The sequence below is a fragment of the Streptomyces sp. NPDC093568 genome, from assembly GCF_044764945.1.
Classification (GTDB): domain Bacteria; phylum Actinomycetota; class Actinomycetes; order Streptomycetales; family Streptomycetaceae; genus Streptomyces.
In genome coordinates, this window is the sequence record NZ_JBIWJD010000006.1 from 560602 (window position 1) to 584774 (window position 24173).

Annotated in this window: 21 protein-coding genes; 11 read left to right on the forward strand and 10 right to left on the reverse strand. The window is 70.9% G+C overall.

What is annotated here, in order from left to right; translation table 11 throughout:
- Positions 1-141 precede the first annotated feature (141 nt).
- The 4 genes from ACIRD7_RS26380 to ACIRD7_RS26395 all read left to right on the forward strand — a co-directional run bounded on the left by ACIRD7_RS26380 (position 142) and on the right by ACIRD7_RS26395 (position 4324).
- A complete protein-coding gene (locus ACIRD7_RS26380; RefSeq protein ID WP_403457440.1) occupies positions 142-1281 on the forward strand; it encodes a 5-(carboxyamino)imidazole ribonucleotide synthase in 1140 nt (379 codons plus the stop codon).
- Positions 1278-1805, forward strand: coding sequence for a 5-(carboxyamino)imidazole ribonucleotide mutase (gene purE, locus ACIRD7_RS26385; protein ID WP_403457442.1), 528 nt, complete (start codon positions 1278-1280; stop codon positions 1803-1805). Before ACIRD7_RS26380 ends, purE begins: the two co-directional genes overlap by 4 nt.
- A gap of 5 nt (positions 1806-1810) precedes the next feature.
- On the forward strand, positions 1811-3001 hold the full coding sequence (locus ACIRD7_RS26390) for a dipeptidase (RefSeq protein ID WP_403457444.1): 1191 nt from the start codon (positions 1811-1813) through the stop codon (positions 2999-3001).
- A gap of 207 nt (positions 3002-3208) precedes the next feature.
- Positions 3209-4324 (forward strand): dipeptidase, encoded by a 1116-nt coding sequence (locus ACIRD7_RS26395; protein ID WP_403457445.1) that lies wholly within the window; start codon positions 3209-3211, stop codon positions 4322-4324.
- 9 nt (positions 4325-4333) lie between these two features.
- Here the strand turns inward: ACIRD7_RS26395 and ACIRD7_RS26400 are convergent, their stop codons facing one another.
- Positions 4334-4720, reverse strand: coding sequence for a VOC family protein (locus ACIRD7_RS26400; protein WP_403457447.1), 387 nt, complete (start codon positions 4718-4720; stop codon positions 4334-4336).
- A gap of 27 nt (positions 4721-4747) precedes the next feature.
- Positions 4748-5107 (reverse strand): VOC family protein, encoded by a 360-nt coding sequence (locus ACIRD7_RS26405; RefSeq protein ID WP_403457448.1) that lies wholly within the window; start codon positions 5105-5107, stop codon positions 4748-4750.
- Between the two features lie 115 nt (positions 5108-5222).
- Here ACIRD7_RS26405 and ACIRD7_RS26410 point away from each other — a divergent pair, with 115 nt between their 5' ends.
- Complete coding sequence (locus ACIRD7_RS26410) at positions 5223-5723, forward strand: CGNR zinc finger domain-containing protein (protein ID WP_403457449.1); 501 nt, start codon at positions 5223-5225, stop codon at positions 5721-5723.
- A 286-nt stretch (positions 5724-6009) separates the two neighbouring features.
- Here the strand turns inward: ACIRD7_RS26410 and ACIRD7_RS26415 are convergent, their stop codons facing one another.
- Positions 6010-7353: a UDP-glucose dehydrogenase family protein gene (locus tag ACIRD7_RS26415; RefSeq protein ID WP_403457450.1), complete on the reverse strand. Its 1344-nt coding sequence runs from the start codon at positions 7351-7353 to the stop codon at positions 6010-6012.
- A 189-nt stretch (positions 7354-7542) separates the two neighbouring features.
- On the opposite strand from ACIRD7_RS26415, the gene ACIRD7_RS26420 reads away from it, so the two are divergent.
- Positions 7543-8700 (forward strand): acyl-CoA dehydrogenase, encoded by a 1158-nt coding sequence (locus ACIRD7_RS26420; protein ID WP_403457451.1) that lies wholly within the window; start codon positions 7543-7545, stop codon positions 8698-8700.
- A gap of 217 nt (positions 8701-8917) precedes the next feature.
- Positions 8918-9280 carry a four-helix bundle copper-binding protein gene (locus tag ACIRD7_RS26425; protein ID WP_403457452.1) on the forward strand — a complete coding sequence of 121 codons (363 nt, stop codon included), beginning with the start codon at positions 8918-8920 and terminating at the stop codon, positions 9278-9280.
- Positions 9281-9348: 68 nt separating this feature from the next.
- Here the strand turns inward: ACIRD7_RS26425 and ACIRD7_RS26430 are convergent, their stop codons facing one another.
- Positions 9349-10638: an LCP family protein gene (locus tag ACIRD7_RS26430; RefSeq protein WP_403457454.1), complete on the reverse strand. Its 1290-nt coding sequence runs from the start codon at positions 10636-10638 to the stop codon at positions 9349-9351.
- Between the two features lie 119 nt (positions 10639-10757).
- Here ACIRD7_RS26430 and ACIRD7_RS26435 point away from each other — a divergent pair, with 119 nt between their 5' ends.
- On the forward strand, positions 10758-11315 hold the full coding sequence (locus ACIRD7_RS26435) for an acyl-CoA thioesterase (protein ID WP_403457456.1): 558 nt from the start codon (positions 10758-10760) through the stop codon (positions 11313-11315).
- Positions 11316-11359: 44 nt separating this feature from the next.
- Here ACIRD7_RS26435 and ACIRD7_RS26440 read toward each other — a convergent pair whose 3' ends face one another.
- Complete coding sequence (locus tag ACIRD7_RS26440) at positions 11360-12811, reverse strand: LCP family protein (RefSeq protein ID WP_403457458.1); 1452 nt, start codon at positions 12809-12811, stop codon at positions 11360-11362.
- A gap of 142 nt (positions 12812-12953) precedes the next feature.
- On the opposite strand from ACIRD7_RS26440, the gene ACIRD7_RS26445 reads away from it, so the two are divergent.
- The gene (locus ACIRD7_RS26445; protein ID WP_403457459.1) at positions 12954-13982 is read left to right on the forward strand and encodes a glycosyltransferase family 2 protein; all 1029 of its coding nucleotides are present in this window, start codon (positions 12954-12956) and stop codon (positions 13980-13982) included.
- Between the two features lie 24 nt (positions 13983-14006).
- On the opposite strand, the gene ACIRD7_RS26450 is transcribed toward ACIRD7_RS26445, so the two are convergent.
- From ACIRD7_RS26450 to ACIRD7_RS26465, 4 genes are all read right to left on the reverse strand, one after another.
- The gene (locus tag ACIRD7_RS26450) at positions 14007-15584 is read right to left on the reverse strand and encodes an LCP family protein (RefSeq protein ID WP_403457520.1); all 1578 of its coding nucleotides are present in this window, start codon (positions 15582-15584) and stop codon (positions 14007-14009) included.
- A 435-nt stretch (positions 15585-16019) separates the two neighbouring features.
- Positions 16020-17822, reverse strand: a complete 1803-nt coding sequence (locus ACIRD7_RS26455) for an LCP family protein (protein WP_403457460.1) — start codon at positions 17820-17822, stop codon at positions 16020-16022.
- A 226-nt stretch (positions 17823-18048) separates the two neighbouring features.
- Complete coding sequence (locus ACIRD7_RS26460; RefSeq protein WP_403457523.1) at positions 18049-19137, reverse strand: LCP family protein; 1089 nt, start codon at positions 19135-19137, stop codon at positions 18049-18051.
- 289 nt (positions 19138-19426) lie between these two features.
- Positions 19427-20182: a TIGR03089 family protein gene (locus ACIRD7_RS26465; RefSeq protein ID WP_403457461.1), complete on the reverse strand. Its 756-nt coding sequence runs from the start codon at positions 20180-20182 to the stop codon at positions 19427-19429.
- A 140-nt stretch (positions 20183-20322) separates the two neighbouring features.
- Here ACIRD7_RS26465 and ACIRD7_RS26470 point away from each other — a divergent pair, with 140 nt between their 5' ends.
- Together ACIRD7_RS26470 and ACIRD7_RS26475 are read left to right on the forward strand one after the other, a co-directional pair.
- On the forward strand, positions 20323-21780 hold the full coding sequence (locus ACIRD7_RS26470) for a peptidoglycan recognition protein (protein ID WP_403457462.1): 1458 nt from the start codon (positions 20323-20325) through the stop codon (positions 21778-21780).
- A 216-nt stretch (positions 21781-21996) separates the two neighbouring features.
- Positions 21997-23079 (forward strand): sugar phosphate nucleotidyltransferase, encoded by a 1083-nt coding sequence (locus ACIRD7_RS26475; RefSeq protein WP_403457463.1) that lies wholly within the window; start codon positions 21997-21999, stop codon positions 23077-23079.
- 81 nt (positions 23080-23160) lie between these two features.
- Here the strand turns inward: ACIRD7_RS26475 and ACIRD7_RS26480 are convergent, their stop codons facing one another.
- Positions 23161-24162 (reverse strand): DNA-3-methyladenine glycosylase family protein, encoded by a 1002-nt coding sequence (locus tag ACIRD7_RS26480; protein WP_403457464.1) that lies wholly within the window; start codon positions 24160-24162, stop codon positions 23161-23163.
- Between the last annotated feature and the right edge of the window lie 11 nt (positions 24163-24173).

Consider the following 24173-nt stretch of genomic DNA (forward strand, 5'->3'; position numbering starts at 1 on the left):
GATATGTCGGTCGGTTTCGTCAACTCAGCCATGCTAACCACCCCCCTTCGCGAATGCCTGTGCGCGAGCTCATAGGGCGGGGAAGAGACCCGGAAAAGTCCGGTAAGAGGCTCGCCCCCGAGTGGCCGATACCCTAGGGGCGTGACGTTCCCGGTAGTCGGCATGGTCGGCGGGGGTCAGCTCGCTCGTATGACACACGAGGCGGGCATCCCGTTGGGCATCAAATTCAAGCTCCTCAGTGACACCCCGCAGGATTCCGCGGCGCAGGTCGTAGGCGATGTCGTCATCGGCGACTATCGCGACCTCGACACGCTGCGCGAGTTCGCCCGCGGGTGCGATGTGATCACCTTCGATCACGAACACGTGCCCACCGAGCACCTCAGGGCCCTGGAGGCGGACGGCATCCCCGTGCGCCCCGGCCCCGACGCGCTCGTGCACGCCCAGGACAAGGGTGTGATGCGCGCGAAGCTCGACGCGATCGGCGTGCCGTGCCCCCGGCACCGCATCGTGTCCGATCCACAGGACGTGGCCGCGTTCGCGGCGGAGGGGGACGGCTTCCCGGTCGTCCTCAAGACCGTCCGCGGCGGCTACGACGGCAAGGGTGTCTGGGTCGTCGACTCCGTGGAGGAGGCCGCGGCGCCGTTCCGCGCCGGTGTCCCGGTCCTCGCCGAGGAGAAGGTCGACTTCGTACGGGAGCTCGCGGCGAACGTCGTCCGTTCCCCGCACGGCCAGGCGGTGGCCTACCCCGTCGTCGAGTCGCAGCAGGTGGGCGGCGTCTGCGACACCGTCATCGCCCCGGCCCCCGACCTCGACCAGGCCCTCGCCCTGAAGGCCGAGGAGATGGCCCTGACCATCGCCAAGGAACTCGGCGTCGTCGGCCATCTCGCGGTCGAGCTGTTCCAGACCCGCGACGGCCGCATCCTCGTCAACGAGCTCGCGATGCGCCCGCACAACTCGGGCCACTGGAGCCAGGACGGCGCCATCACCTCGCAGTTCGCCAACCACGTCCGCGCCGTCCTCGACCTCCCGCTCGGCGACCCGCGTCCGCGCGCGAAGTGGACGGTGATGGTCAACGTCCTCGGCGGCGACTACCCGGACATGTACTCCGCGTACCTGCACTGCATGGCCCGCGACCCTCAGCTCAAGATCCACATGTACGGCAAGGACGTGAAGCCCGGCCGCAAGGTCGGTCACGTCAACACCTACGGCGACGACCTCGACGACGTGCTGGAGCGCGCCCGTCACGCTGCCGGCTATCTGAGAGGGACCATCACCGAATGAGCCCGGTTGTAGGCATCGTCATGGGGTCGGACTCCGACTGGCCCGTCATGGAGGCCGCTGCTCAGGCCCTCGACGAGTTCGAGATCGACTACGAGGTCGACGTCGTCTCCGCGCACCGCATGCCGCGCGAGATGGTCACGTACGGCGAGCAGGCGGCCGAGCGCGGGCTGAAGGTGATCATCGCGGGGGCCGGCGGAGCCGCCCACCTGCCCGGCATGCTCGCCTCCGTCACGCCGCTCCCGGTCATCGGTGTCCCGGTCCCGCTGAAGTACCTCGACGGCATGGACTCCCTGCTCTCCATCGTGCAGATGCCGGCCGGCGTGCCCGTGGCCACCGTCTCGGTCGCCGGCGCGCGCAACGCCGGACTGCTCGCCGCGCGCATCCTCGCCACCCACGACGAGGACCTGCTCCAGCGGATGCGCGACTTCCAGCAGGACCTCAACGACCAGGCGACCGAGAAGGGCAAGCGGCTGCGCGCCAAGGTAGAGGGCGCGGGCGGCTTCGGCTTCGGCACGGGGAAGTGACGCCGATGACCTCCCCTTCGCTGGAGGCAGCCCGGGAACTGCTGCGTGAGTTCCCCGTCGTCGACGGTCACAACGACCTCCCCTGGGCGCTGCGCGAACAGGTCCGCTACGACCTCGACGCCCGCGACATCGCCGGCGACCAGGGCGCCCATCTGCACACCGACATCCCCCGCCTGCGCGAGGGCGGCGTCGGCGCGCAGTTCTGGTCGGTGTACGTCCGCTCGGACTACGCCGGCGACAAGGCGGTCAGCGCCACCCTCGAACAGATCGACTGCGTACGGCAGTTGCTCGCACGGTATCCGGCAGACCTGCGTCCGGCGCTGACGGCGGCGGACATGGAGGCGGCCCGCGCGGAGGGCCGTATCGCCTCCCTGATGGGAGCGGAGGGCGGGCATTCCATCGCGAGTTCCCTCGCCACGCTGCGCGCGCTGTACGCGCTCGGCGTCCGCTACATGACGCTCACGCACAACGACAACATCGCGTGGGCCGACTCGGCGACGGACGAGCCCGGCGTGGGCGGCCTGTCCGCCTTCGGCCGCGAGGTGGTCCGGGAGATGAACCGCGAGGGCATGCTCGTGGACCTCTCGCACGTGGCGGCCACGACGATGCGCGACGCGCTGGACACCACCGCCGCCCCGGTGATCTTCTCCCACTCCTCCTCCCGCGCGGTGTGCGATCACCCGCGCAACATCCCGGACGACGTGCTGGAGCGGCTCGCCGCCAACGGCGGCGTCGCGATGGTGACGTTCGTGCCGAAGTTCGTGCTCCAGGCGGCGGTCGACTGGACGGCCGCGGCGGACGAGAACATGCGCGCGCACGGCTTCCACCACCTCGACACGACCGCCGAGGCGATGAAGGTGCACCGCGCCTTCGAGGAGAGCAACCCGCGCCCGGTCGCCACGGTGTCCACGGTCGCGGACCACCTGGACCACATGCGTGAGGTCGTCGGCGTCGACCACCTCGGCATCGGCGGCGACTACGACGGCACCGCGTTCACCCCGGACGGCCTGGGCGACGTCTCCGGCTACCCGAACCTGATCGCCGAACTGCTCGACCGCGGCTGGTCGAAGCCCGACCTGGCGAAGCTGACCTGGCAGAACGCGGTACGGGTGCTGGGCGCGGCGGAGGACGTGGCGCGCGGCCTGCAGGCGACGCGGGGTCCGTCCAACGCGACCATCGAGGAACTGGACGGCTGATCGCCGAGGGCGGTGCGGCCGGCCGCACCGCCCCACGCCCCGGCCGGTCGAGGAGCGCCGGCGGGCGCGTATACCCGCTCCGCCGCCGTTCCACGCGGATCGCCGCAACCTACGCCCGAACGCACCGCCCACCAGGAACCCCCGGCAGGTCCGTGCGACGGTGACCGTACTGCTTGATCAGGACGCCGATCACGTACGGAGGCCGGCATGGCAGACCTCAAGGACGACCTGGACAGCGGCACCGAGGTCGCCGAACTCGGCGACCTGCCCGAACCGTTCGCGGGGAAGCGGTACGACGGCCTCACCGACCTCGACGCCGAGCTGCTCACCCGCGCCCATGCCCTCCTCGCGGCCCACCCCGTCGCCGACGGGTACAGCGGGCTGCCGTGGGCGCTGCGCCGGCTGCCCTGGTTCGACCTGGAACTCGGCGAGAGCGCCGTCGACACCGATGTGCCGCGGATGCGCGAGGGCCATGTCGGCGCCCTGTTCTGGGCGCTGCACCTGCCCGAGGGGCTGGCCGGGGACCGCGCCGTCGGCGCCACGCTGGAGCAGTTGGACCTGGTGAAGACCGTCGTCCGGGCCCACTCCGAGGGCCTGCGCCTGGCCGACACCCCGGGGCCGGTCACCGACGTCCGGCACAGCGGCCGGGTCGCCGTGCTGCCGGGCCCGGCCGGGGCGGCCTCGCTCGGTGACTCGCTCGGCATACTGCGCTCGCTGCACGGGCTCGGGCTGCGCGCCCTCACACTGTCCGGCGTGTCCTGGGCGAGCGAGGCGGGGCTGACCCGGTTCGGCGAGGAGGTGCTGCGCGAGATGAACCGGCTCGGTGTGCTGGCCGATCTCTCCGGCGCCTCCGCCGACACCGTGCGCCGGGCGTGCGCCGTCTCCAAGGCGCCGGTCCTGTGCGCCCGCTCCGCCGCCCGCGCCCTGCGCCCGCACCCGGCCAACCTCCCCGACGACCTGCTCACCGAACTGGGCGCGGCCAGAGGCCTGTGCATGGTGCCGCTCACCGCCGAGCAGACCGGCCCGTCCGTCCGGGACGTCGCCGACCACCTCGACCACGTCCGGGAGGTGGCCGGCCCCGAGTGCGTCGGCCTGTCCGGCACCTACGACGCCGGCGCCGCCCATCCTCAGGACCTCGCCGACGCCTCCGGCTATCCGCGCCTCGTCGCGGAACTGCTGCGCCGGGGCTGGTCGGAACCGGACGTCGCCCTGCTGACCTGGGGCAACGTCCAGCGGGTCCTGCGTGAGGCCGACTTCACGGCGCGGGAGGCGCAGCGGCGCAGGGCCCCGTCGACGATGAAGATCGCCGAGCTGGACGGGTAGCCGGCCGGCTCAGGAGTGCTCGATCCGGCAGAGGCAGAACGGGTGCCCCGCCGGATCGGCGTACACCCGGAAGTCCTCCTTGTCCTCCGCGTGCAGCAGCCGCGCCCCCAGCGCCAGCACCTTCTCCTGAGCCGCCTCGACCTCCTCCCACGTGGACCCGGCGTCGAAGTCCAGGTGGAACTGCTGGGAGTTGCGGTCGGCCCGCGGCCACTCCGGCGGCGTGTACCCGGGCGCCGGCTGGAAGGCGAGCCGTGGCCCGCCCGGCACCTGGAGCACGACCCAGTCGGGGTCGTCCTCCTGCGGGGTGCCGCCGCCGACCTCGGCGTAGAAGCGGGCGAGGGCGCGGGCGTCGGGGCAGTCGATGACGACGTTGCGCAGGCGTGCCACGGGTGCCATGAGGTCCTCCTGACCGGTCGGCTGTGTTCAGCAGGCGCAGAGGCAGAACGGGTGCCCCGCCGGATCCGCGTATACCCGGAAGCCGCGCGTGCGGTCCTCGGCGTCCAGCGGCTTCGCCCCCAGCGCCAGCACGCCCTCCTCCGCCGCGTCCAGGTCCGGGACGGTCAGGTCGAGGTGGAACTGCTGCGAGTGATCGGGCGCGGGCCACTGCGGCGGTACGAACCCGGGGGCGGCCTGGAAGGCCAGGGACGGTCCGCCGGGCACCTTCAGATCCACCCAGTCCCCTTCGCCCTCGACGCTTCCGCCGAGCACGCGCGCGTAGAAGTCGGCGAGGGCGCGGGGGTCGGGACAGTCCAGGACGACGACGCCCAGTTCGGCGATGGCCATGACTTCCTCCTCGAAGTCTTGTTACCCGTACTTCGCTGCATCAGGTAACCGCGTTACCGCATCGTCCCGCATTGGAGGTAACGTCGCAAGGGGATTCGGGAGGTAGCGTGCAGCCATGAGTGAGAGATCGCCCGCGCCCGGGGGCCTGGAGCTGGTCGAGTCCCTGGTCAACACGCTGGACATCGAGTCGGGGGCCGACTCGCTGGACACGGCGGAGGGCCGGGCGCGTTTCGGGCTGGGCGAGGCGGACGTGCCCGGGGCGCGGGAACTGCGGGAGTCCCTGCGCGTGGCCCTGCTGGCCCACGCCGGCCACGCTCCGCACCGCGAGGTGACGCCGCTCGGCGCACTGCTGGCGGCGAGTCCGCTGCTGGTCGTGGTCGACGCCGCCGACGGCTCGGCGAGCGTGGCGCCCGCCGACGGGGGCCCGTTGCCCTCCCGGGTGGCGGCGGCCATCGCGCAGGCGCTGGTCGAGGGCACCTGGAACCGGCTGAAGGCCTGCGAGGCGAGCGACTGCCACTGGGCGTACTACGACCGCAGTCCGGCCGGGCGCGGCCGCTGGTGCTCGATGCAGGTGTGCGGGGCGCGTGCGAAGATGCGGCGCTACCGAGCGAAGTGAGCCATTTCGAAAGGTCGTTGAAGATTCATTCGGCGTGATGCGGCGGTGTGGGGCAGAATGCGAAGGACGCCGTTTCGGCCGACTGAGCCTCGGCCGAAACGGCGTCACCCGTGTCGGGCGCTGTCGGTGGTGTGCCGCAGCGGGTCAGACGGATTCACCTGCGGTTCGGCAACGCCCTGAAGGGGCGCGGGACCGCGTCCATGTGCGGCTCCGCCGCGTGGGCGCGACCAGCCACGACGGCGCCGCAGCCGAACGACGGCGCACATCACGGCACTTCCACGGAGCCCTAGGCCGTCGGCCGCCCCATCGCCCGGTAGTTCCAGCCCGCCTTGCGCCACAGCTCCGGGTCGAGGGCGTTGCGGCCGTCCAGGATGACCCGGGCCGCCGCGACCTCGCCGAGCGACTTCGGGTCCAGCTCACGGAACTCGCGCCACTCCGTCAGATGCAGGACGACGTCGGCGCCGCGCACCGCGTCGACCGCGCTGTCGGCGTAGCCGAGGGTCGGGAAGAGACGGCGGGCGTTGCCCATGCCCTTGGGGTCGTAGACCGTGACCTGGCCGCCCTGGAGGTGGATCTGCCCCGCGACGTTCAGCGCGGGCGAGTCCCGTACGTCGTCCGAGTCGGGCTTGAAGGTGGCGCCGAGCACCGCGACCCGCTTGCCGAGGAACGGCCCGCCGCCCAGCGCCTGCCGGGCGAGCTCCACCATCTGCCCGCGCTGGCGCATGTTGATCGAGTCGATCTCGCGCAGGAACGTCAGCGCCTGGTCGGCGCCCAGCTCACCGGCGCGCGCCATGAACGCGCGGATGTCCTTCGGCAGACAGCCGCCGCCGAAGCCGATGCCGGCCCGCAGGAACTTCTTGCCGATCCGGTCGTCGTGCCCGATCGCCTCGGCGAGCTTGGCGACGTCGCCGCCGGCCGCCTCGCAGACCTCCGCCATCGCGTTGATGAAGGAGATCTTGGTGGCCAGGAAGGAGTTGGCGGAGGTCTTCACCAGCTCGGCGGTGGGGAAGTCGGTGACGACGAAGGGGGAGCCGTCGGCGATCGGCGTCGCGTACACCTCGCGCAGCAGCTTCTCGGCGCGCTCGCTGCGCACACCGACCACGATCCGGTCCGGGTGCAGGGTGTCGTCGACGGCGAAGCCCTCGCGCAGGAACTCCGGGTTCCAGGCCAGCTCCACCTCGCCGCCGCCCGGCGCCAGCTCCAGGATGCGGGCCGCGAGCCGGTCCGCGCTGCCCACCGGCACCGTCGACTTGCCGACGACCAGGTTGGGTCCGCGCAGGTGCTTGGCGAGGGACTCGACGGCCGAGTCGACGTAGGACATGTCGCACGCGTACTCGCCGTGCTTCTGCGGGGTGTTCACACAGACGAAGTGCACATCGCCGAACTCGGCGACCTCCGCCCAGTCCATCGTGAAGCGCAGCCGCCCGGTGGAGCCCTCGATGCCGGCGACGTGCTTGCGCAGCAAATCCTCCAGGCCCGGCTCGAACATCGGGACCTGGCCGCGGCCCAGCATCTCGATCTTCTCGGGCACGACGTCGAGCCCGAGCACCTCGAACCCCAGCTCGGCCATGGCCGCGGCGTGGGTGGCACCGAGATAGCCGGTACCGATCACGGTGATCTTCAGGGCCATGGGGGACTCCAGGAAGGGGACGGGGGCGTGCGCGCCCGAGCATAGTCGGAGGGTCTGACGGGCAACTTCCCCGCTGTCGCCAAGCTCACGTATCACTCCCGTGGGCCGACCTCTAAAATTTGAGTTACTTAACGGTAATTAGCACCAGCATCACACTTGCCACTCAGCGTCCTTGGAGCGTGAGAGACCTTGGCCGGATCGGCTGACTTCGACCTGTACCGCCCGTCCGAGGAGCACGACATGCTCCGTGACGCCATTCGCTCCCTGGCCGAGGCGAAGATCGCGCCCTACGCCGCCGCCGTTGACGAGGAGGCGCGCTTCCCGCGCGAGGCACTGGAAGCCCTGGTCGCCAATGACCTGCACGCGGTCCACGTGCCCGAGGAGTACGGCGGCGCGGGCGCCGACGCGCTCGCCACGGTGATCGTGATCGAGGAGGTGGCCCGCGTCTGCGGCTCCTCCTCCCTGATCCCCGCCGTGAACAAGCTGGGTTCGCTGCCGGTGATCATCTCCGGCTCCGAGGAGCTGAAGAAGAAGTACATGTCCCCGCTCGCCAAGGGCGAGGGCATGTTCTCGTACTGCCTCTCCGAGCCCGACGCCGGCTCCGACGCGGCCGGCATGAAGACGAAGGCGGTCCGCGACGGCGACCACTACGTCCTGAACGGCGTGAAGCGCTGGATCACCAACGCCGGCGAGAGCGAGTTCTACACGGTGATGGCGGTCACCGACCCGACCAAGCGCTCCAAGGGCATCTCCGCGTTCGTCGTCGAGAAGTCCGACGAGGGCGTCTCCTTCGGCGCCCCGGAGAAGAAGCTCGGCATCAAGGGCTCCCCGACCCGCGAGGTCTACCTGGACAACGTCCGCATCCCGGCGGACCGCATGATCGGCGAGGAGGGCACCGGCTTCGCCACCGCGATGAAGACGCTGGACCACACCCGCATCACGATCGCCGCCCAGGCCCTCGGCATCGCCCAGGGCGCCCTCGACTACGCCAAGGGCTACGTCCAGGAGCGCAAGCAGTTCGGCAAGCCGATCGCCGACTTCCAGGGCATCCAGTTCATGCTCGCCGACATGGCCATGAAGATCTCGGCCGCCCGCGCCCTGACCTACCAGGCCGCGGCCGCCTCCGAGCGCGGCGACGCCGACCTCACCTACCAGGGCGCCGCCGCCAAGTGCTTCGCCTCGGACGTGGCCATGGAGGTCACCACGGACGCCGTCCAGCTCCTCGGCGGCTACGGCTACACCCGTGACTACCCGGTCGAGCGCATGATGCGCGACGCCAAGATCACGCAGATCTACGAGGGCACGAACCAGGTCCAGCGCATCGTCATGGCGCGCAACCTGCCGTAACCCCGCGGGACTTGACGAGGGAGGGCGTCCGGAGTTCCGGGCGCCCTCACCCGTATGGCCGCCTGCGCCGGGCCTCCGGTGGAACGTGGGGGATCGTGCCGTGCGCGGCTTCTGGTGGGAATTGTTCGCGTCCGCCCGATGGCGCGGCGCGGTGGGCGGGCGTAGGACGGAAGGGCACGGGGCCCGACCCGGGCTCCCGCGTCCCCCAGGAGGAGCCATGACCCAGCCCGGAACCATGCCTGCCATGACCAAGGAGATGCAGGACTGCGTCGACGCGTGCATGACCTGCCACACCATCTGCGAGGAGACCATGAGCTCCTGCATGCAGATGGGCGGCCAGGCTCAGATGCAGATCATGCGCGCGCTCATGGACTGCGCCGAGACGACCCGGATGTGCGCGGACATGATGATGCGCCGCTCGCCCATGTCGGCCGAGATGTGCGCGATGTGCGCCAAGGCCTGTGAGATGTGCGCCGAGGCGTGTATGTCCATGCCGGACGATCCCCAGATGATGCGATGCGCCGAGGCGTGTCGCCGCTGTGCCGCGACCTGCCGCGCGATGGCGGGCGCCACGATGTGACCGCCGCCTGACAGCAGTCGAGGGCACCCGGTGCGGGTGCCCTCGATCTGTCGCCGTTCGCGCCTTGCCTACTTGCCCGTGACGGTCACCGTCTCGTCGTTCTTCAGCTGCTCCACCAGCTTCTTCACCTCCGCGGTGTCCCACTGGAGGTTGCCGTTCGCGGAGCTGCCCGAGATCGGCATGTTCATCGACTTGCCGTCACCGCCGCTGACGCCCTTCATCGCCCAGAACATGGACGCCAGGTCCCACAGGCTCATGTCCTTGTCGACGGTCAGGGAGTCGAGGCCGGCGCCCATGGTCGGGTACAGCTTGAAGGGGTTGAGGACCGTGCCCGGCGTCGCCACCTGATTGGCCAGCGCGGAGAGGAACTTCTGCTGGTTCTTCGTACGGTCCAGGTCGGAGCGGGCCAGCGCGTACCGGGTGCGGACGAAGGCCAGCGCCTCCTGGCCGTCCAGGGTCTGCTTGCCCTTCTTGAAGTCCGCGCCGGACTTGGAGTCCTTGATGTCCTTCGGGATGTCGATCTCGACGCCGCCGACGGCGTCCACGATGTTCGCGAAACCGGCGAAGCCGATCTCGACGTAGTGGTCGATGCGCAGGTTCGTGTTGGCCTCGACGGTACGGACCAGCAGTTCGGGCCCGTCCTCCGCGTACGCCGCGTTCAGCTTCACCTGCCGGCCGGTGCCCTCGTAGAGCTTGCCGGAGTCGGAGCCCTTGAACGACGGGATCGTGACGTTGGAGTCACGCGGCAGGGAGATCAGGGTGTCGCCGTTGCTGCCGACGTGCAGGATCATCATCGAGTCCGTGCGCTTGCCCTCGGCGGACCCGGTGTGCAGTTCCTTCTTCTGCTCGGCGGTCATGCCGGCACGGCTGTCGGAGCCGACGATCAGGTAGTTCGTGCCCTCGCCCGCCTCCGGCCGGTCGATGACCTTGGACAGGTCGACGTCGCGGTTGAGCTTGGAGTCGGCCCAGAAGTAGGTGACGACGGACGTCACGACCAGCAGCGTCACCAGCGTGATCGCCGTCAGCTTTATACGGCGCCGCCAGTTCGGCGCGGGCCGCGGCTCGCGCATCCCCCGGCCGCCGCCGTCGCCCGAGCCGCCGCCGTAGACCTGGCCGGTGTTGTAGCCGCTGTCGTAACCGTCGCCGTAGCCGCGGTCGTCGCCGTAGCCGCCGTGACCCTGGCCGTTGACGTACGACGGCTGCTGCGGCACCCCGCCGTAGCCCTGGCCGGGTGGCGCCGCCGGACCGCGGCGGACCTGCCGCATCACGCGCGCGCTCTCGGGCTGTGCGCTCGCGCTGCCGCGTCCGTATCGGTTGCCGCGGTCGTTGTCGGACCATCCCTGGGGCCAGTCATTCATGCGCCCCAGTGTGCAGGGCATGGCCAGGTGTCTTACAAGGTTCGGCGGAAAATAGAGGCACGGCTGTTGCGAACCCAACACAAAGTCCGCGAATGCCGGCTCGGCATAAGGTGGACGCCATGACAGACCAGGTCACCGCAGTGGAGTCGGACAATCCGGAGATCCCGGGCAAGCCGACTTCCGCCTCCCGCACCACGCTCAGCCACATCATGACCCACAACGACACCAACCTGCTGGGGACGGTGCACGGCGGTGTGATCATGAAGCTCGTCGACGACGCCGCGGGGGCGGTGGCCGGGCGGCACAGCGGTGGCCCCGCCGTCACCGCGTCCATGGACGAGATGGCGTTCCTCGAACCGGTCCGCGTCGGCGACCTCGTCCATGTGAAGGCCCAGGTCAACTGGACCGGCCGGACCTCGATGGAGGTCGGCGTACGGGTCCTGGCCGAGCGCTGGAACGAGTCGGCGCCGCCCACCCAGGTCGGCTCGGCCTACCTGGTCTTCGCGGCGGTCGACGCCGACGGCAAGCCGCGCCGGGTGCCCCCGGTCGTCCCGGAGACCGAGCGCGACAAGCGCCGCTACCAGGAGGCCCAGATCCGCCGGACCCACCGTCTGGCCCGCCGCCGCGCGATCAAGGAACTGCGCGAGAAGCGGGCGGCGGAGGGCTTCGAGGACTGATCGCCGGGCGCGTGAGCGAGTTCGTCCCTGTTACAGAACGCTCGTCACGAGCATCCCGTCTCGTCCCCCCGCACCACCGTGGAATGCCCCTGCAGCGGATCCTCGACGCGGACCTTGCGCACCTGCCGGAAGTCGGTGCCCACCAGCACCTTCAGCGTCGGGCCCAGCCCCTTCACCGGCCGTAGTTCGCTGCCGGGCAGCGCGGCGGCCAGGGACCTCGCCGAGCGGTCCCAGCCGGGGTCGTGGGCGACGACCGTCCGCTCCAGCGAGCGCTCCGCGCCCGCCAGCGGGCGGCCCGTCGTGCGGAAGCCGAGCCCGGCCAGCGCCGAGTCGACGCGCTTGCCGAGGCCGGTCTCCTTCGTGCCGTTCTCCACCTGGACGTGGATCTGCCGCGGGTCGACCTCCACCGGGACCGTCCGGTGCCTCGGCCGGTTCCCGGACAGCGGCCTGTCCTCGCGCAGGGTCCTGAAGAGGCGCGCGGCCCGCTCCTCGTCCCATTTCACCGTGGAACCGACGCCCTTCACGTCGTACCCGAGCTGCCCGATCGGCACGGTCGTGAACTCCGACGACGACGGGGAGAAGTTCCGCATCGCCCGCCCGAGGTCCAGCAACTCACCCGTGCCGAAGCCCTTGTCGGCCCGCACCGACCCCAGCACCGCCCGCGTCACGTCCCGGAACCGCATCGGGTTCAGCAGGATCCCGGACGACGTCGCCCGCTCGATCAGCGCCGCCATGAACCGCTGCTGACGCTGCACCCGCCCCAGGTCGGAGTCGCTGTCGACGTGCCGCGCGCGGACGAACTGCAGCGCCTGCCCGCCCTTGAGCCGATGCGTGCCGGCCGGCAGGTCCAGCCCGGTGTAGGAGTCCTTCAGCGGCTTGGCGGTGCAGATCCGCACGCCGCCGAGCACGTCCACCGTCTTCATGAAGCTGGTGAAGTCGACCTCCAGATAGTGGTCGATCTTGACGTGGGTCATGTGCTCGACCGTGCGCACGGTGAGGTTCGGACCGCCCTCCGCGTACGCCGCGTTGATCTTGATCCGATGCGCCTTGCGGCCGTCCTCGGAGGGCACCTCGGCGTACGAGTCGCGCGGCAGGCTCACCACGCTCGCCCGCTCCCGGTCCGCCGAGATGTGCACGATCATGATCGTGTCGGTGCAGTGACAGGGCGCTCCGCCCAGCCGGTACTTGCGCCGCTCCTCCTCGCTGATGCGGTCGCGGCCGTCCGTGCCGACGAGCAGCACGTTCATCCCGTTCCCGGCCTGCGGCCGGTTCTTCATGTCCTTGAACGGGTCGACGCGCGCGATCTTCGCGTCCAGGCTGCTCACCACCGCGTGCCCGATCCCCGCGGAGGCGAGGACCACGACGGACAGCGTCGTCACCGCCCGCATGGCCCAGCGCGGCCGCTTGCGCCGCGCTGGAGCGACCGGCCGCTCGCTGCCGCGGGACGGCTGCGGACGTCGCTGCGCGGGGGCGGGGGAGCGGCGGGGCGTGGGCATGGGGCGATACCTCCGCTGGGGCTTGCCCTGGGGGCCGTACGTGGGATCCGTGAGCACCGTAGGCCCATACGATCTGCTGCCCGGGGCAGCGCCCCCGGCGGGGCGCACCGGTGTCCCCCGTTCGCGGTAACGTGAGCCCCCTATGAACGCCAATCCCGACCCGCAGCTCCCCGCCGTGTCCGTCATCATGCCCGTCCTCAATGAGGAGCGGCATCTGCGCGGAGCCGTCCAAGCGATCCTCGCGCAGGAGTACGCCGGCGAGATGGAGGTGGTGATCGCCCTCGGTCCGTCCACGGACCGCACGGACGAGATCGCCGCCGAGCTCGTACGGGAAGACCCCCGCGTGCACACCGTCCCGAACCCGACCGGTCGCACCCCGGCCGCCCTCAACGCCGCGATCAAGGCCTCCCGCCACCCGATCGTCGTCCGCGTCGACGGGCACGGCATGCTCTCCCCGAACTACATCGCCACCGCCGTACGGCTCCTGGAGGAGACCGGCGCGCAGAACGTCGGCGGCATCATGCACGCCGAGGGTGAGAACGACTGGGAGCACGCCGTCGCGGCCGCGATGACCTCGAAGATCGGCGTCGGCAACGCCGCCTTCCACACCGGCGGCGCGGCCCAGGCCGCCGAGACCGTGTACCTCGGGGTGTTCCGCCGTGAGGCGCTGGAGCAGCAGGGCGGCTACAACGAGGAGTTCATCCGGGCGCAGGACTGGGAGCTGAACTTCCGCATCCGCGAGGCGGGCGGACTGATCTGGTTCTCCCCGGAGCTGAAGGTGTCGTACCGCCCGCGGCCTTCGGTGAAGGCCCTGGCCAAGCAGTACAAGGACTACGGCCGCTGGCGCCACGTCGTCGCCCGCTACCACGCCGGCTCCATCAACCTGCGCTACCTCGCCCCGCCGACGGCGGTCTGCGCGATCGCCGCGGGCCTGGTGCTGGGCGCCCTGGTCACCCCATGGGCCCTCGTGGTCCCCGGCGGCTACCTCGCGGCGATCGCCGCGGGCTCGGTCCCGGCCGGCAAGGGCCTGCCGCTGAAGGCACGCCTGCAGATCCCCGTCGCCCTCGCGACCATGCACATGTCCTGGGGCTACGGCTTCCTGACCAGCCCGCGTTCGCTGGCGCGCAAGGTGATCGCCTCGCGCCGGCCGGCGGTGCTCAGCGCCAACTGAGCCCGCCGCCGGGCGCGGTGGCCGTCACCAGGTGAAGCCGTCGTTCACCTTCATGCACGCCTTGGTGTCGGAGGCGTTCAACGCGTCCGCCGTGTCCGGCGTCTTGTCGTCCTGCTTCGGGGCCTTGTACGCCGTGCCCTCACGCCAGTCGGCTCCGACGACCAGGGTCACGCCGGAGACGTCCGTGGACTTCTCCACGGCGTCGGCCGGGATGCCGAGGACCTTGGCGACCCGCTCGGCGTCGCCCTGGAGCTCGGCGCTCGGGTAACGGACCACGGTGGTGTCCGCGGTCGGCGTCGTCGAGGAGTCCGCCACGGCTTGTGTGAAGCCCTTCTCGGCGAGCAGCCCGGCGACCGTGGTCGCGCGGCCCGGCGCCGGGGCGTAGGTGTCGGTGCGGGTGCCGTTCTGCACCTGGACGGCGATCTCGCCGTCCGCCGCGGCCGGGTCGGTGGACGCCGTCTCCTCGGTGGCCTTCTTCTTGCCCTTGCCGTCGAGGGCGATGTCCTCACGCACCAGCCGGAACAGCTTCGTCGCGTCATCGGTGGGCTCGACGCGCGAACCGACGTACCGGTTCGGCATCGTCGTCATGGTGATGCGTGAGGTCGGCACCTTCTTGAGCTCGCCCGCCAGGTCGTACAGGTTCGTGACCGTGCCGAGGCCCGGGTCGACGGTGAGCGCGTTGGTGGCGGCCTCGGCGAGGGCGCGCAGCTTGCCCGGGTTGCTCAGCTTGGCGCTCTTGCGCAGCTCACGGACCATCGAGTTCATGTACTGGTGCTGCGCCTTGGCGCGGGCCAGGTCGCTGCCGTCCTCGAAGCCGTACCGCGTGCGCAGCCACTGCAGGGCCTGCTCCCCCTTGACGTACGTCGTGCCCTTCTCCAGCTTCAGCCCGGAGCCGTGGCCCTCGCTGTCCTTGGAGTGGATGTTCTTGTCGACGCAGACCGGGACACCGCCGATCGCGTCCGCCATCGACACCACACCCGAGAAGTCGATCATCATGAAGTGGTCGATGTGGATGTCGGTCAGCTTCTCCCAGGTGGCCACCGTGCACCCCGGACCGCCGCGGCCCAGCGACTGGTTCGTCATCGCGCGCGTACGGGCGTCGTAGACGTCCCCGCTGTCCGGGTCCGTGCACTTCGGGATGTCCACCAGCGTGTCGCGGGGCATGCTGATGACCGACATGTTGGTGCGGTCCGCGGAGACGTGCAGCAACATCTGGACGTCGGCGAGCGGTGTTCCGCCGAACGTCTCCTTGGCGCCGCCGAGTTTCTGGTTCTCCTCGGTGTCGCGCGCGTCCGAGCCGATCAGCAGGATGTTCAGCGGCGTCTGTCCGGCCGCGTTCGCCTCGCTCTCGGCGGCGCGGTCCTTGGCGTCGCCGATGTTGAGGTCGTCCTTCTTCAGATTGCCGTTGAGGTGCTGGTAGTAGAGATAGCCGGCACCCGCGGTGCCCAGTATCACCACCGCCAGAACCGTCGCCGACCAGCGCAGCACCCGCCGTCTGCGGGGTCTGCCGTCGGCCCCCCGGCCGCCCTTGGAACCCCCGCCACCGTGCCGGCCGCCCTGGTCGGCCGGCGTGTCCTGGTCGGCCCGTGGGGTGAGCGACATGGTGTCGTCCACCGCGGGGGCCTCCCCTCGCACACTGCTCTGCGCCAACGCTCCGCCCTTCCCCACCCTTTGCCCGACAAGGCCGCGCTCCGCGGGTCGGACCTCCCTGTCCGATGCGGAGCGAACCATGTCAGGCCACCCTGTCCGACACCGGTCCGCCACCTGTCAGACCTCTGTGGGCCCGAGCCGGGTTGGCCACGCGTCGGCAAAATCCACGCCGGGTACGGCCGCCGGTGCGCCAGACCAACGCCGGCTGACACACCCGTGTCGTGTGTCAGACCAACGAGCGACGGCGACAGTTGCGTTCCGCGCGCCAGATTCCCTCCGGCGGCGTCCCGCCGCGGCCGTGTACCGCGGTTTCGTACGGTGGATGCCCATGGGCCCGCCCCGCCCAAGTGGGCTGCGGGGCGGGTCCGTTGGACCGCTACCGGCCGGTTACTTCGCGCACTCGACCTTGTCCGCCGTGGACTTCTCCACGTCGGGCGCCTTCGTCGGAGCGGTGAGCGAGACGCCCGCGCCCTTGAAGTCCTTGCCCAGGGTCAGCGTCATCGTGGGCAGGCCCTGCGAGTTGGTCACGCTCTTGCCGGGCTTCAGGGCCGACCCGGACAACCCCATGATCTCGGCGAGCCGGCGTGCCTGGTCCGCCTGGTCGGGGCCGTACTCCAGGGTCGTCTTCGCCAGCGTCGCCGGGGCGTTGCCCGCGTTCTCGGACTTGGTGACGTTCTCCTCGGTCTGCAGCCAGGTGAGGGTCTCCTGGGCACTGCCGGCCGGCGCCCCGCCGTTCATGACCTGCACCCGCACATCGGCGGCGTCCGCCTTGGTGCCCTTCAGGCGGGCGGCCACGGCGGCGGCCTCCTTCTGCTTCTGCTGCTTGACCTCGGTGAAGGAGACGTCGTTCTGGATCGCCTGGAAGACCTGCGGGGCCGTCGACTCGTTGAGGACGACGGTCGTCTTCACCTTCTCCGCCGGGTTGTCGATCACCGGCACGGTCGTGAAGGTCAGGTTCTTCGTGTTGAGCTTGCCCAGCTCCAGACCGAGGTCCTTGAGCTTGTCGATGGAGTCCAGTTGGGAGTCGACGGTCAGCGCCTTCGTGCCCGCCTCGGCCAGCTTGATCATCTTGCTGGGGCTGCTGAGTGTGTCGTTGGACTTCAGCTTGCGCATCAGCGCGCTGAGGAACTGCTGCTGGAGCCCGATCCGGCTCAGGTCACCGCCGAAGCCGACCGAGTGCCGGGTGCGCACGAAGGCCAGCGCGTCCTCGCCCTCGATCGTGTGCTTGCCCTTGGTGAGGTCGAGCTTGGAGTCGGGGTCGTCGATGTCCTTGGCCAGGCACACCTCGACACCGCCGACCGCCGTGGTCAGCGTCTTGACCGCGTTGAAGTCGGCCACCATGAAGTTGTCCGGCTTGATCCCGGTCAGCTCGGTGACGGTACGCGCGGTGCAGCTGGGCGTACGGTCTTCCTGGCCCAGGCTGGTGTTGAAGCGGACGCCGGTCTCGCCCGGAATGACCTTCTGGGAGCCGTCCTCCAGCGTGGTCGGGCAGTCCGGGATGTCGACGATCAGGTCGCGCGGGATGCTGAGCGCCGTCGCGTTCGAGCGGTCCTTGGAGACGTGCAGCAGGATCGTGGTGTCCGCGTGCCCGGCGCTGCCCGAGTCGCCGTACTTCTCGTTGCCCGCGCCCGTGCGCTTGTCCGTGCCGATGAGCAGGATGTTGATGGCCTTGTCCTTGCTGAAGCCACCGGTGCTCGCGCCGTCGTCGGAGACGGACTGGATGTTGTCGTTGAGGTGCTCGATGTAGAGGTACGCGCCGGCCGCGGCGGCGACCACGACGAACGCCATGATTCCGCCGGTCCAGAGCACGGCCTTCTTCGCCTTGCCCTTCTTCTTCACCGGCCGCCGGCCGCGCCGGCCGGGCGGCGGCTCCTCCGGAGCTCCCCGGCGCCTGCGCTGCGGCGGGACCTCACGGCCCGGCGCCTGGCGGGTCTCCCGCCCCGGAGCGGCGGTTCTGCCGCGTGCCGCTCCCGCGCCGGTACCCGTACCCGCGCCGCCGGCACCCTTGGTGGCGGTACCGGCCGAACGCGCGGCGGCGCCGGCGCGGGAAGCGGCTCTGCGGGGGCCTGGAACTGGTGACTGCGGAGTGGAATTACCCAGTCGCAGTTCGTATTCACCGGTGTTCGGATTGAGTACCCACTGGTCTGCGGGGTCGATGTCGTCCGCCCGCCCACGGCCTTGCGCGTCCACGGTTGTCTGAATCCTCCGTCGGGGCCACGCGGCGCCTTCCCCCCAAGGCGCTCGGGTCTCTCTCGGTCAAACAGTGCGCAAGCCTAACTACGGCAGGGAGCACCGGATCGCTCACACTATCCGCCCAGTTCAGCGTCAAGCGACGACGGTGACAAATTCCACGTCCCTACAACTGGGCAATCCGCCTCATTTCTTTGAACTGGGGTTCGTCGACTTGGTGAGCGCTTTACCCACAGGGGTTCTCGGCGGCCGTGCTGCCGCGAAAAGTGGGTGCCGGGGGAGTGGGGTCGCCGAGGCCGGGACCGTGCCGCATTTCGGGCGAATCCGTAACTTCCACCGGGGTGTCGGTGCGCAGCCGCTGGAAGAGCCGCTTCGCCTCGGGCTCCACGAGCTGGTCGCGATTGGCGTTGTGGACGTACGACTCTCTCGGGACCGTAAGGAATTGCACGCGTTCGGTGGGGATGTCGCGCACCCCTCGCGCGAGTTCGTACAAACCACGCAAGCTGGCCAGCGCGGGGTCGGTGGTGAGGGACGACGTGGCGGCGTCCAGGACCGGATAGAGCCTGACCGGGTTGAGCAGCACGTCGTTGCTCTGCACCTTGTGCACGAGTGCGGCGAGGAAGCGCTGCTGGCGGTCCATGCGGTCGGTGTCGCTGCCGTTGCCGAGGGATTTGCGGGCGCGGACGTAGCCGAGGGCCTGCTCGCCGTTGAGGGTGACCTTTCCGGCCGGGAGCCGCAGTTTCGCGGCCTTGTCGTCGATGGGCTTCGTGAGACAGATCTGCACGCCGTCGAGGGCGTCGACCATCTCCTTGAAGCCGTGGAAGTCGATGACCATGTGGTGATCCATACGGATGTCCGTCAGCCGTTCCACGGTGCGGACCGTGCAGGCCGAGCCGCCGACCTGGAAGGCGTAGTTGAACATCGCGAACATCGGCTCGCTGCGCCTGCCGTCGCGGCGGCGGCAGCCGGGGACGTCGACCATGAGGTCACGGGGTATCGACACGGCGGTGGCGCTGCGGCGGCCGGCGGAGAGGTGCAGCAGGATCGCGGTGTCGGAGCGCTCGGTGCCGGAGTCCTTGCCGTAGCGGCGGTTCCCGGTGCCGGCGCGGGAGTCCGAGCCGATGACGAGGATGTTCTGGGCGCCGCGCACGAGGGAGGTGGGGCGCTCCTTCTCGTACCGGGCGAGCTCCGCGGCGGCGGCCTCGTCCGGCGTGATGTTGGAGTCGAGCTTGGCGTACACGGCCCAGGCGACACCGCCGGCGGCGACGACCAGGACACCGACCCCGATGACTCCTCGCCTGGCCCATCGCCGCATCCGCCTGTCGCTGGCCGACGCCCCCCGGCGCGCACGTGCGGTGTCGGTCACGGCTGGGTCCACCCCTCATGGCGTACTGCTGCGTGTGGTGTGGGCTGCTGTTACGACCATGGCCCGGATGAGGGGTGGGGGGTGGGTGGTGGGGGGCCGAATGGGTGACGGTTGCATAGTCAGCCCGTCCGGCGTTTGAGGACGAGGCCCCTTCGGGGCCGAAGCGGGGGCCTGGGGGCGGCAGCCCCCAGACCGGCCTGGCAGCACCGGGCACCTGATCAGCGCGAGATGCCGGAGGCTACCGCGCAGTAGCCGTCACCCGCTCCGCATCAATCCGCTTCGCCAGCGACTCCTCACCCAGCGCCTCCAGGTTCCGGCACAGCACCACCGAACCGCCCGTCGCCAGCGCTCCGTACAGACCGGCGTTGAGGCCCTCCCAGGTGTCGTACGGCAGGGCGGACAGGATCCGGGAGCCGGGTCCCGTCAGACCGAGCGCCGGCGCCTCCGCCCTGGCGCGCTCGACCAGCTCGGCGGCGCTGAACTCGCGCCCGGCCACGATCAGCGCCGGCTCCTCCGGGTCGACCGGGGCGAACGGGGCGAAACGGTCGCCCTGGCTCGGGACTTCCACCGCGTAGTCGGCGAAGCCGGCCGGCGGCTGCGGAAAGCGGCCCCCCAGCGGACGGAGCGCAAGGGCGACCCGCTCGCCCCGGCAAGCCCGCGCGGCCTCCAGGTCCTGTGGACCGCTCACGACCACGTCGGCCGCCGCCGGATCCCCGCCCACGTCCGCGACGGCCCCGACCGACGAGCACGCGAGCAGCCACACCGCCGTCTGCCAGTGCGCGGGCAGCAGCAGCGTGACCCGGTCGCCCGGGCCGGCCCCGAGGTCGCCCTGGAGCAGATTCGCGGTCTTGGCCACCCAATTGGCGAAGGTGGCCACGGACAATTCGACGCGTTCGCCGGTGGCGTCGTCGTAGAAGGTCACCAGGGGGCGTCCGGGATCCGCGGCGAGCGCGGAACGCAGCAGGTCGGCAGGGGTGCGATCGGTGGCGTTCACCCGCGCAAGGTTACGCGCAGGCGTGTGCGCGCACCTCCCTGTGGGGGCTTCGGCGCCCACCTGTTCGGGGTAACTCCCGGCCGACGTACCGTCAGATCCGCAATGGACAAGTTTGTATGACTATGTCCAACATCAGGAGCATGCGTGGATTCCTTGCTTCCTCAATCGGTGTCACGTGCGCGGCCGCTCTCGTCCTCCCGCTCACCCCACCCGCCGCCGCGGCGCCCGCCGGGCCGGCGCTCGGAGCGGAAGCCGCCATGAGCGCAGGGGCGGTGGCCGCACCGGCCCGACGGTATGCGGGCGCCGAGCCGGACCTCCCCGGCAGCACCCAGTCGCTGCCCCTCACCGTCCTCCCCCACGACCGAGCCGCCGGCACCCCGGCCCCCGTCCAACAGGGGCTGCCCCGACGGGACGTATCGCTCTTCTCCCTCGTCGGCGTCGTCTGGGACGACCCCGGCACCGAACTCCACGGCCGCGTCCAGGTCCGCACCCGCTCCGTCGACACGGGCACCTGGTCCGGCTGGCAGGACGTCGAGACCCACAACGCCGAACACGCCCCCGACCCCGACACCGCCGAACGCGCCTCCGGGCACGTGCGGGGCGCCACCGCACCGCTGTGGGTGGGGGAGTCGGACGGCGTGGAGGTGCGGGTCACGCCGGAGGCCGCGGGGCCCCGGCCCGACGAGAACGGTGACGACTCGGCGGTCGACCCCACGGCCGTCACCCCGCTGCCTCCCGGCCTCCAACTCGAACTCGTCGACCCCGGCGAGCCCGCCCCCAACGACCCCGGCCCCCGGCCGGGCTCACTGAACCCCGAGACCACCTCGGCCGCCGGCGCCGGGACCGCCGAGGCCCTCGCCGCCTCCGCGGCCAACGCCGAACTCGCGCCCCTGGGCGCCACCGAGATCCCCGAGCTCGGGCGCGCCGAGACCGAGCGGGAGCTGCTGGCCCTGCGGGGCAGTGAGTTGACCGAGGCGCAGCAGGCGAAGCCGTACATCGGGCCGCGGCCGCGCATCGTCACGCGGCGCGGCTGGGGGGCCGACGAGCGCCTGCGGGAGAAGCAGTTCGCCTACACCAAGAAGGTGAAGGCCGCCTTCGTGCACCACACGGCGTCCGGCGGCAAGTACTGGTGCACGCAGGCGCCCTCGCTCATTCGCGGTATCTACCGCTACCACGTCAAGAGCATGCGCTGGCGCGACCTCGGCTACAACTTCGTCATCGACCGGTGCGGAAACATCTACGAGGGGCGCGCCGGGGGCGTGGCGAAGCCCGTCCTCGGTGCGCACACCCTCGGTTTCAACTCCGACAGCATGGGGATCGCCGTCCTCGGCAGCTACAGCTCCACCAAGCCGACGAAGAGGGCGCTGAAGGCCCTGGCCCGGCTCACGGCCTGGAAGTTGGGGCTCTACGGCGTCAATCCGCGCGGAAAGACATATCTGAAGTCGGGCGGTGGCAATCTCTACCGAAAGGGAAAGAACGTACGACTGAATGCGATCTCCGGTCACCGGGACGGCTTCTCCACGGAGTGCCCCGGCCGGCAGCTCTACAAGAGGCTCGGCACCGCCCGCGCCTCGGCGGCCCGTTACCAGGGCCGCTGAGACGGGGGAGCCATTGGGGGAAGTCTGGGACCCATCGGGTCAGGGGGGACTACCCATGGGGTGTGCGGGTCGCATTCCCGCCATCGGGGGGAGAAGGGGCGGAATGGGTAGGACTACCGGTACCGCACTGCCGTCGAGGGCGCCGCACAACGGTCTGCATACACTGGCCGGCCGAAAGACAGTTCGGCCGGTCCCGGCAGGAAGCAGAGACGACAGGTGACAGAAGCGATCCTCCTGGTCGGCGGCAAGGGCACTCGGCTGCGTCCGCTCACCGTGCACACACCGAAGCCCATGGTCCCGGCGGCCGGGGTGCCGTTCCTCACGCACCAGTTGGCGAGAGCGAGAGCGGCGGGGGTGGACCACATCGTCCTGGCGACCTCGTACCTGGCCGAGGTCTTCGAGCCGTACTTCGGCGACGGCTCGGCGCTGGGTCTCCATCTGGAGTACGTGACGGAGGAGGAGCCGCTCGGCACGGGCGGCGCGATCCGCAACGTGGCGTCGCGGCTGCGGTCCGCACCCGACGACCCGGTCCTGATCTTCAACGGCGACATCCTGACAGGCCTGGACATCGGCGCCCTGGTCCGCACGCACGAGACGACGGGAGCGGACGTCTCCCTCCACCTCACCAAGGTGACGGACCCGAGGGCGTACGGCCTGGTCCCCACCGACGACACGGGCCGAGTCACGGCGTTCCTGGAGAAGCCCCAGACTCCCGAGGAGATCGTCACCGACCAGATCAACGCGGGGGCGTACGTCTTCAGGCGCTCGGTCATCGACACGATCCCGGCGGGCCGGCCGGTCTCGGTGGAGCGCGAGACCTTCCCCGACCTCCTGTCGGCCGGGGCGCACCTCCAGGGCATGGTCGACTCGACCTACTGGCTCGACCTGGGCACGCCGGCGGCCTTCGTCCGGGGCTCGGCGGACCTGGTCCTGGGCCGCGCGCCGTCCCCGGCCGTGCCCGGCCGCTGCGGCGACCGGCTGATCCTCCCCACGGCCCGGGTGGCGGCCGACGCCAAGCTGACCGGGGGCACCGTGGTGGGCGAGGGCGCGTTCGTGGCCGAGGGCGCGCGCGTCTTCGGCAGCACGATCCTGCCGGGCGCGGTCATCGAGCCCGGCGCGGTCATCACCGACTCCCTCATCGGCACCCGCGCCCGCGTCGGCGAACGCTCGGTCCTCACCGGCACGGTCATCGGTGACGGCGCCGTGATCGGCGCGGACAACGAACTGCGCGACGGTGTGCGGGTCTGGTGCGACGCGCGGATACCGGCGGGGGCGGTGCGGTTCTCACCCGATCTGTGAGGACGGTCCCTTCGCGACGCCGGACGGGCTGAGTCGGTCAGCCCGTCCCTTGGTCCCCCCGGCTCGAAGAGCCCGGGGGACTCACAGCCGCCCGATGTCCACCCGCGGCATCTTCGGCGCCCGACGCGCCGGCACCCGCCCGCTGAGCAGGATCAACCGGGCCGCCCGATGCCGCTGCCCCGCGTACGGCTCCAGCAGCTCCAGCATCAAGGCGTCGTCCGCGTCCCGGTCCCCGGCCAGCGCGAACCCCACGATCCCCGGCAGATGCAGATCCCCCACGGTCACCGCGTCCGGCGCCCCATGACTGCGCTGCACGACCTCCGCGGACGTCCACGGTCCGATCCCCGGCAGGACCTCCAACCGCGCCTGCGCCTGAGCCGGCGGCATCCGCACCGCCTCCTCCATCCGCGCGGCGACCCGCACCGCCCGCAGAATCGTCGACGCCCGCTTGTTGTCGACCCCGGCCCGATGCCACTCCCACGACGGAATCAGCGACCAGGTCCGTGCGTCCGGCATCACGCACATCCGCGCCGGCGCGGGCCCCGGCGCCGGCTCGCCGTACTTCCGGACCAGCAACCGCCACGCCCGGTACGCCTCGTCGGTCGTGACCTTCTGCTCGAGAACCGACGGAATCAGCGACTCCATCACCAGCCCGGTCCGCGTCAGCCGCAGCCCCGGCCGCCGGTGTTGGGAGAGCGCCAGCAGCCGGTGCCGAGGTACGAACGCGGACGGGTCGTCCGCGGCCCCGAGCAGTTCGGGCAACCCGTCGAGCAGCCACTCCGCCCCCGGCCCCCACGCCTCGCCCCGGACCCGCGCACCGCGCGCACTGACCCGCAGCGTCCCGGGACCGGCCGGCGTCCGGGTGGCCCGCCACACGGACCCGTCCGGCATCGCCCGGAACGTCGGATCCCCCGGCCCGCGCCGCAAGGGCCCCAGCACCAGCCCGAGATCGAGCGGCCCGTCCGGCACCCAGGTACGCACCCTCGCGGGAGCCGGCACCTGCCGCGGTATCCCCGCGGGCACCCCGACGTGGCCACCGCGCACGGTCGTACGCGTGGGGCGCTGAGCGAAACGTCCTGCCACGGATGGGGTCC

What these genes read in the sequence shown, in the direction of transcription:
- ACIRD7_RS26445 (WP_403457459.1), top strand. Translation starts at nt 12,954, where the DNA reads ATGAACGCCAATCCCGACCCGCAGCTCCCCGCCGTGTCCGTCATCATG.
- ACIRD7_RS26470 (WP_403457462.1), top strand. Translation starts at nt 20,323, where the DNA reads ATGCGTGGATTCCTTGCTTCCTCAATCGGTGTCACGTGCGCGGCCGCT.
- ACIRD7_RS26430 (WP_403457454.1), bottom strand. Translation starts at nt 10,638, where the DNA reads ATGAATGACTGGCCCCAGGGATGGTCCGACAACGACCGCGGCAACCGA.
- ACIRD7_RS26390 (WP_403457444.1), top strand. Translation starts at nt 1,811, where the DNA reads ATGACCTCCCCTTCGCTGGAGGCAGCCCGGGAACTGCTGCGTGAGTTC.
- ACIRD7_RS26450 (WP_403457520.1), bottom strand. Translation starts at nt 15,584, where the DNA reads ATGTCGCTCACCCCACGGGCCGACCAGGACACGCCGGCCGACCAGGGC.
- ACIRD7_RS26405 (WP_403457448.1), bottom strand. Translation starts at nt 5,107, where the DNA reads ATGGCCATCGCCGAACTGGGCGTCGTCGTCCTGGACTGTCCCGACCCC.
- ACIRD7_RS26460 (WP_403457523.1), bottom strand. Translation starts at nt 19,137, where the DNA reads ATGCGGCGATGGGCCAGGCGAGGAGTCATCGGGGTCGGTGTCCTGGTC.
- ACIRD7_RS26425 (WP_403457452.1), top strand. Translation starts at nt 8,918, where the DNA reads ATGACCCAGCCCGGAACCATGCCTGCCATGACCAAGGAGATGCAGGAC.
- ACIRD7_RS26435 (WP_403457456.1), top strand. Translation starts at nt 10,758, where the DNA reads ATGACAGACCAGGTCACCGCAGTGGAGTCGGACAATCCGGAGATCCCG.
- ACIRD7_RS26400 (WP_403457447.1), bottom strand. Translation starts at nt 4,720, where the DNA reads ATGGCACCCGTGGCACGCCTGCGCAACGTCGTCATCGACTGCCCCGAC.
- ACIRD7_RS26415 (WP_403457450.1), bottom strand. Translation starts at nt 7,353, where the DNA reads ATGGCCCTGAAGATCACCGTGATCGGTACCGGCTATCTCGGTGCCACC.
- ACIRD7_RS26395 (WP_403457445.1), top strand. Translation starts at nt 3,209, where the DNA reads ATGGCAGACCTCAAGGACGACCTGGACAGCGGCACCGAGGTCGCCGAA.
- ACIRD7_RS26410 (WP_403457449.1), top strand. Translation starts at nt 5,223, where the DNA reads ATGAGTGAGAGATCGCCCGCGCCCGGGGGCCTGGAGCTGGTCGAGTCC.
- ACIRD7_RS26440 (WP_403457458.1), bottom strand. Translation starts at nt 12,811, where the DNA reads ATGCCCACGCCCCGCCGCTCCCCCGCCCCCGCGCAGCGACGTCCGCAG.
- purE (WP_403457442.1), top strand. Translation starts at nt 1,278, where the DNA reads ATGAGCCCGGTTGTAGGCATCGTCATGGGGTCGGACTCCGACTGGCCC.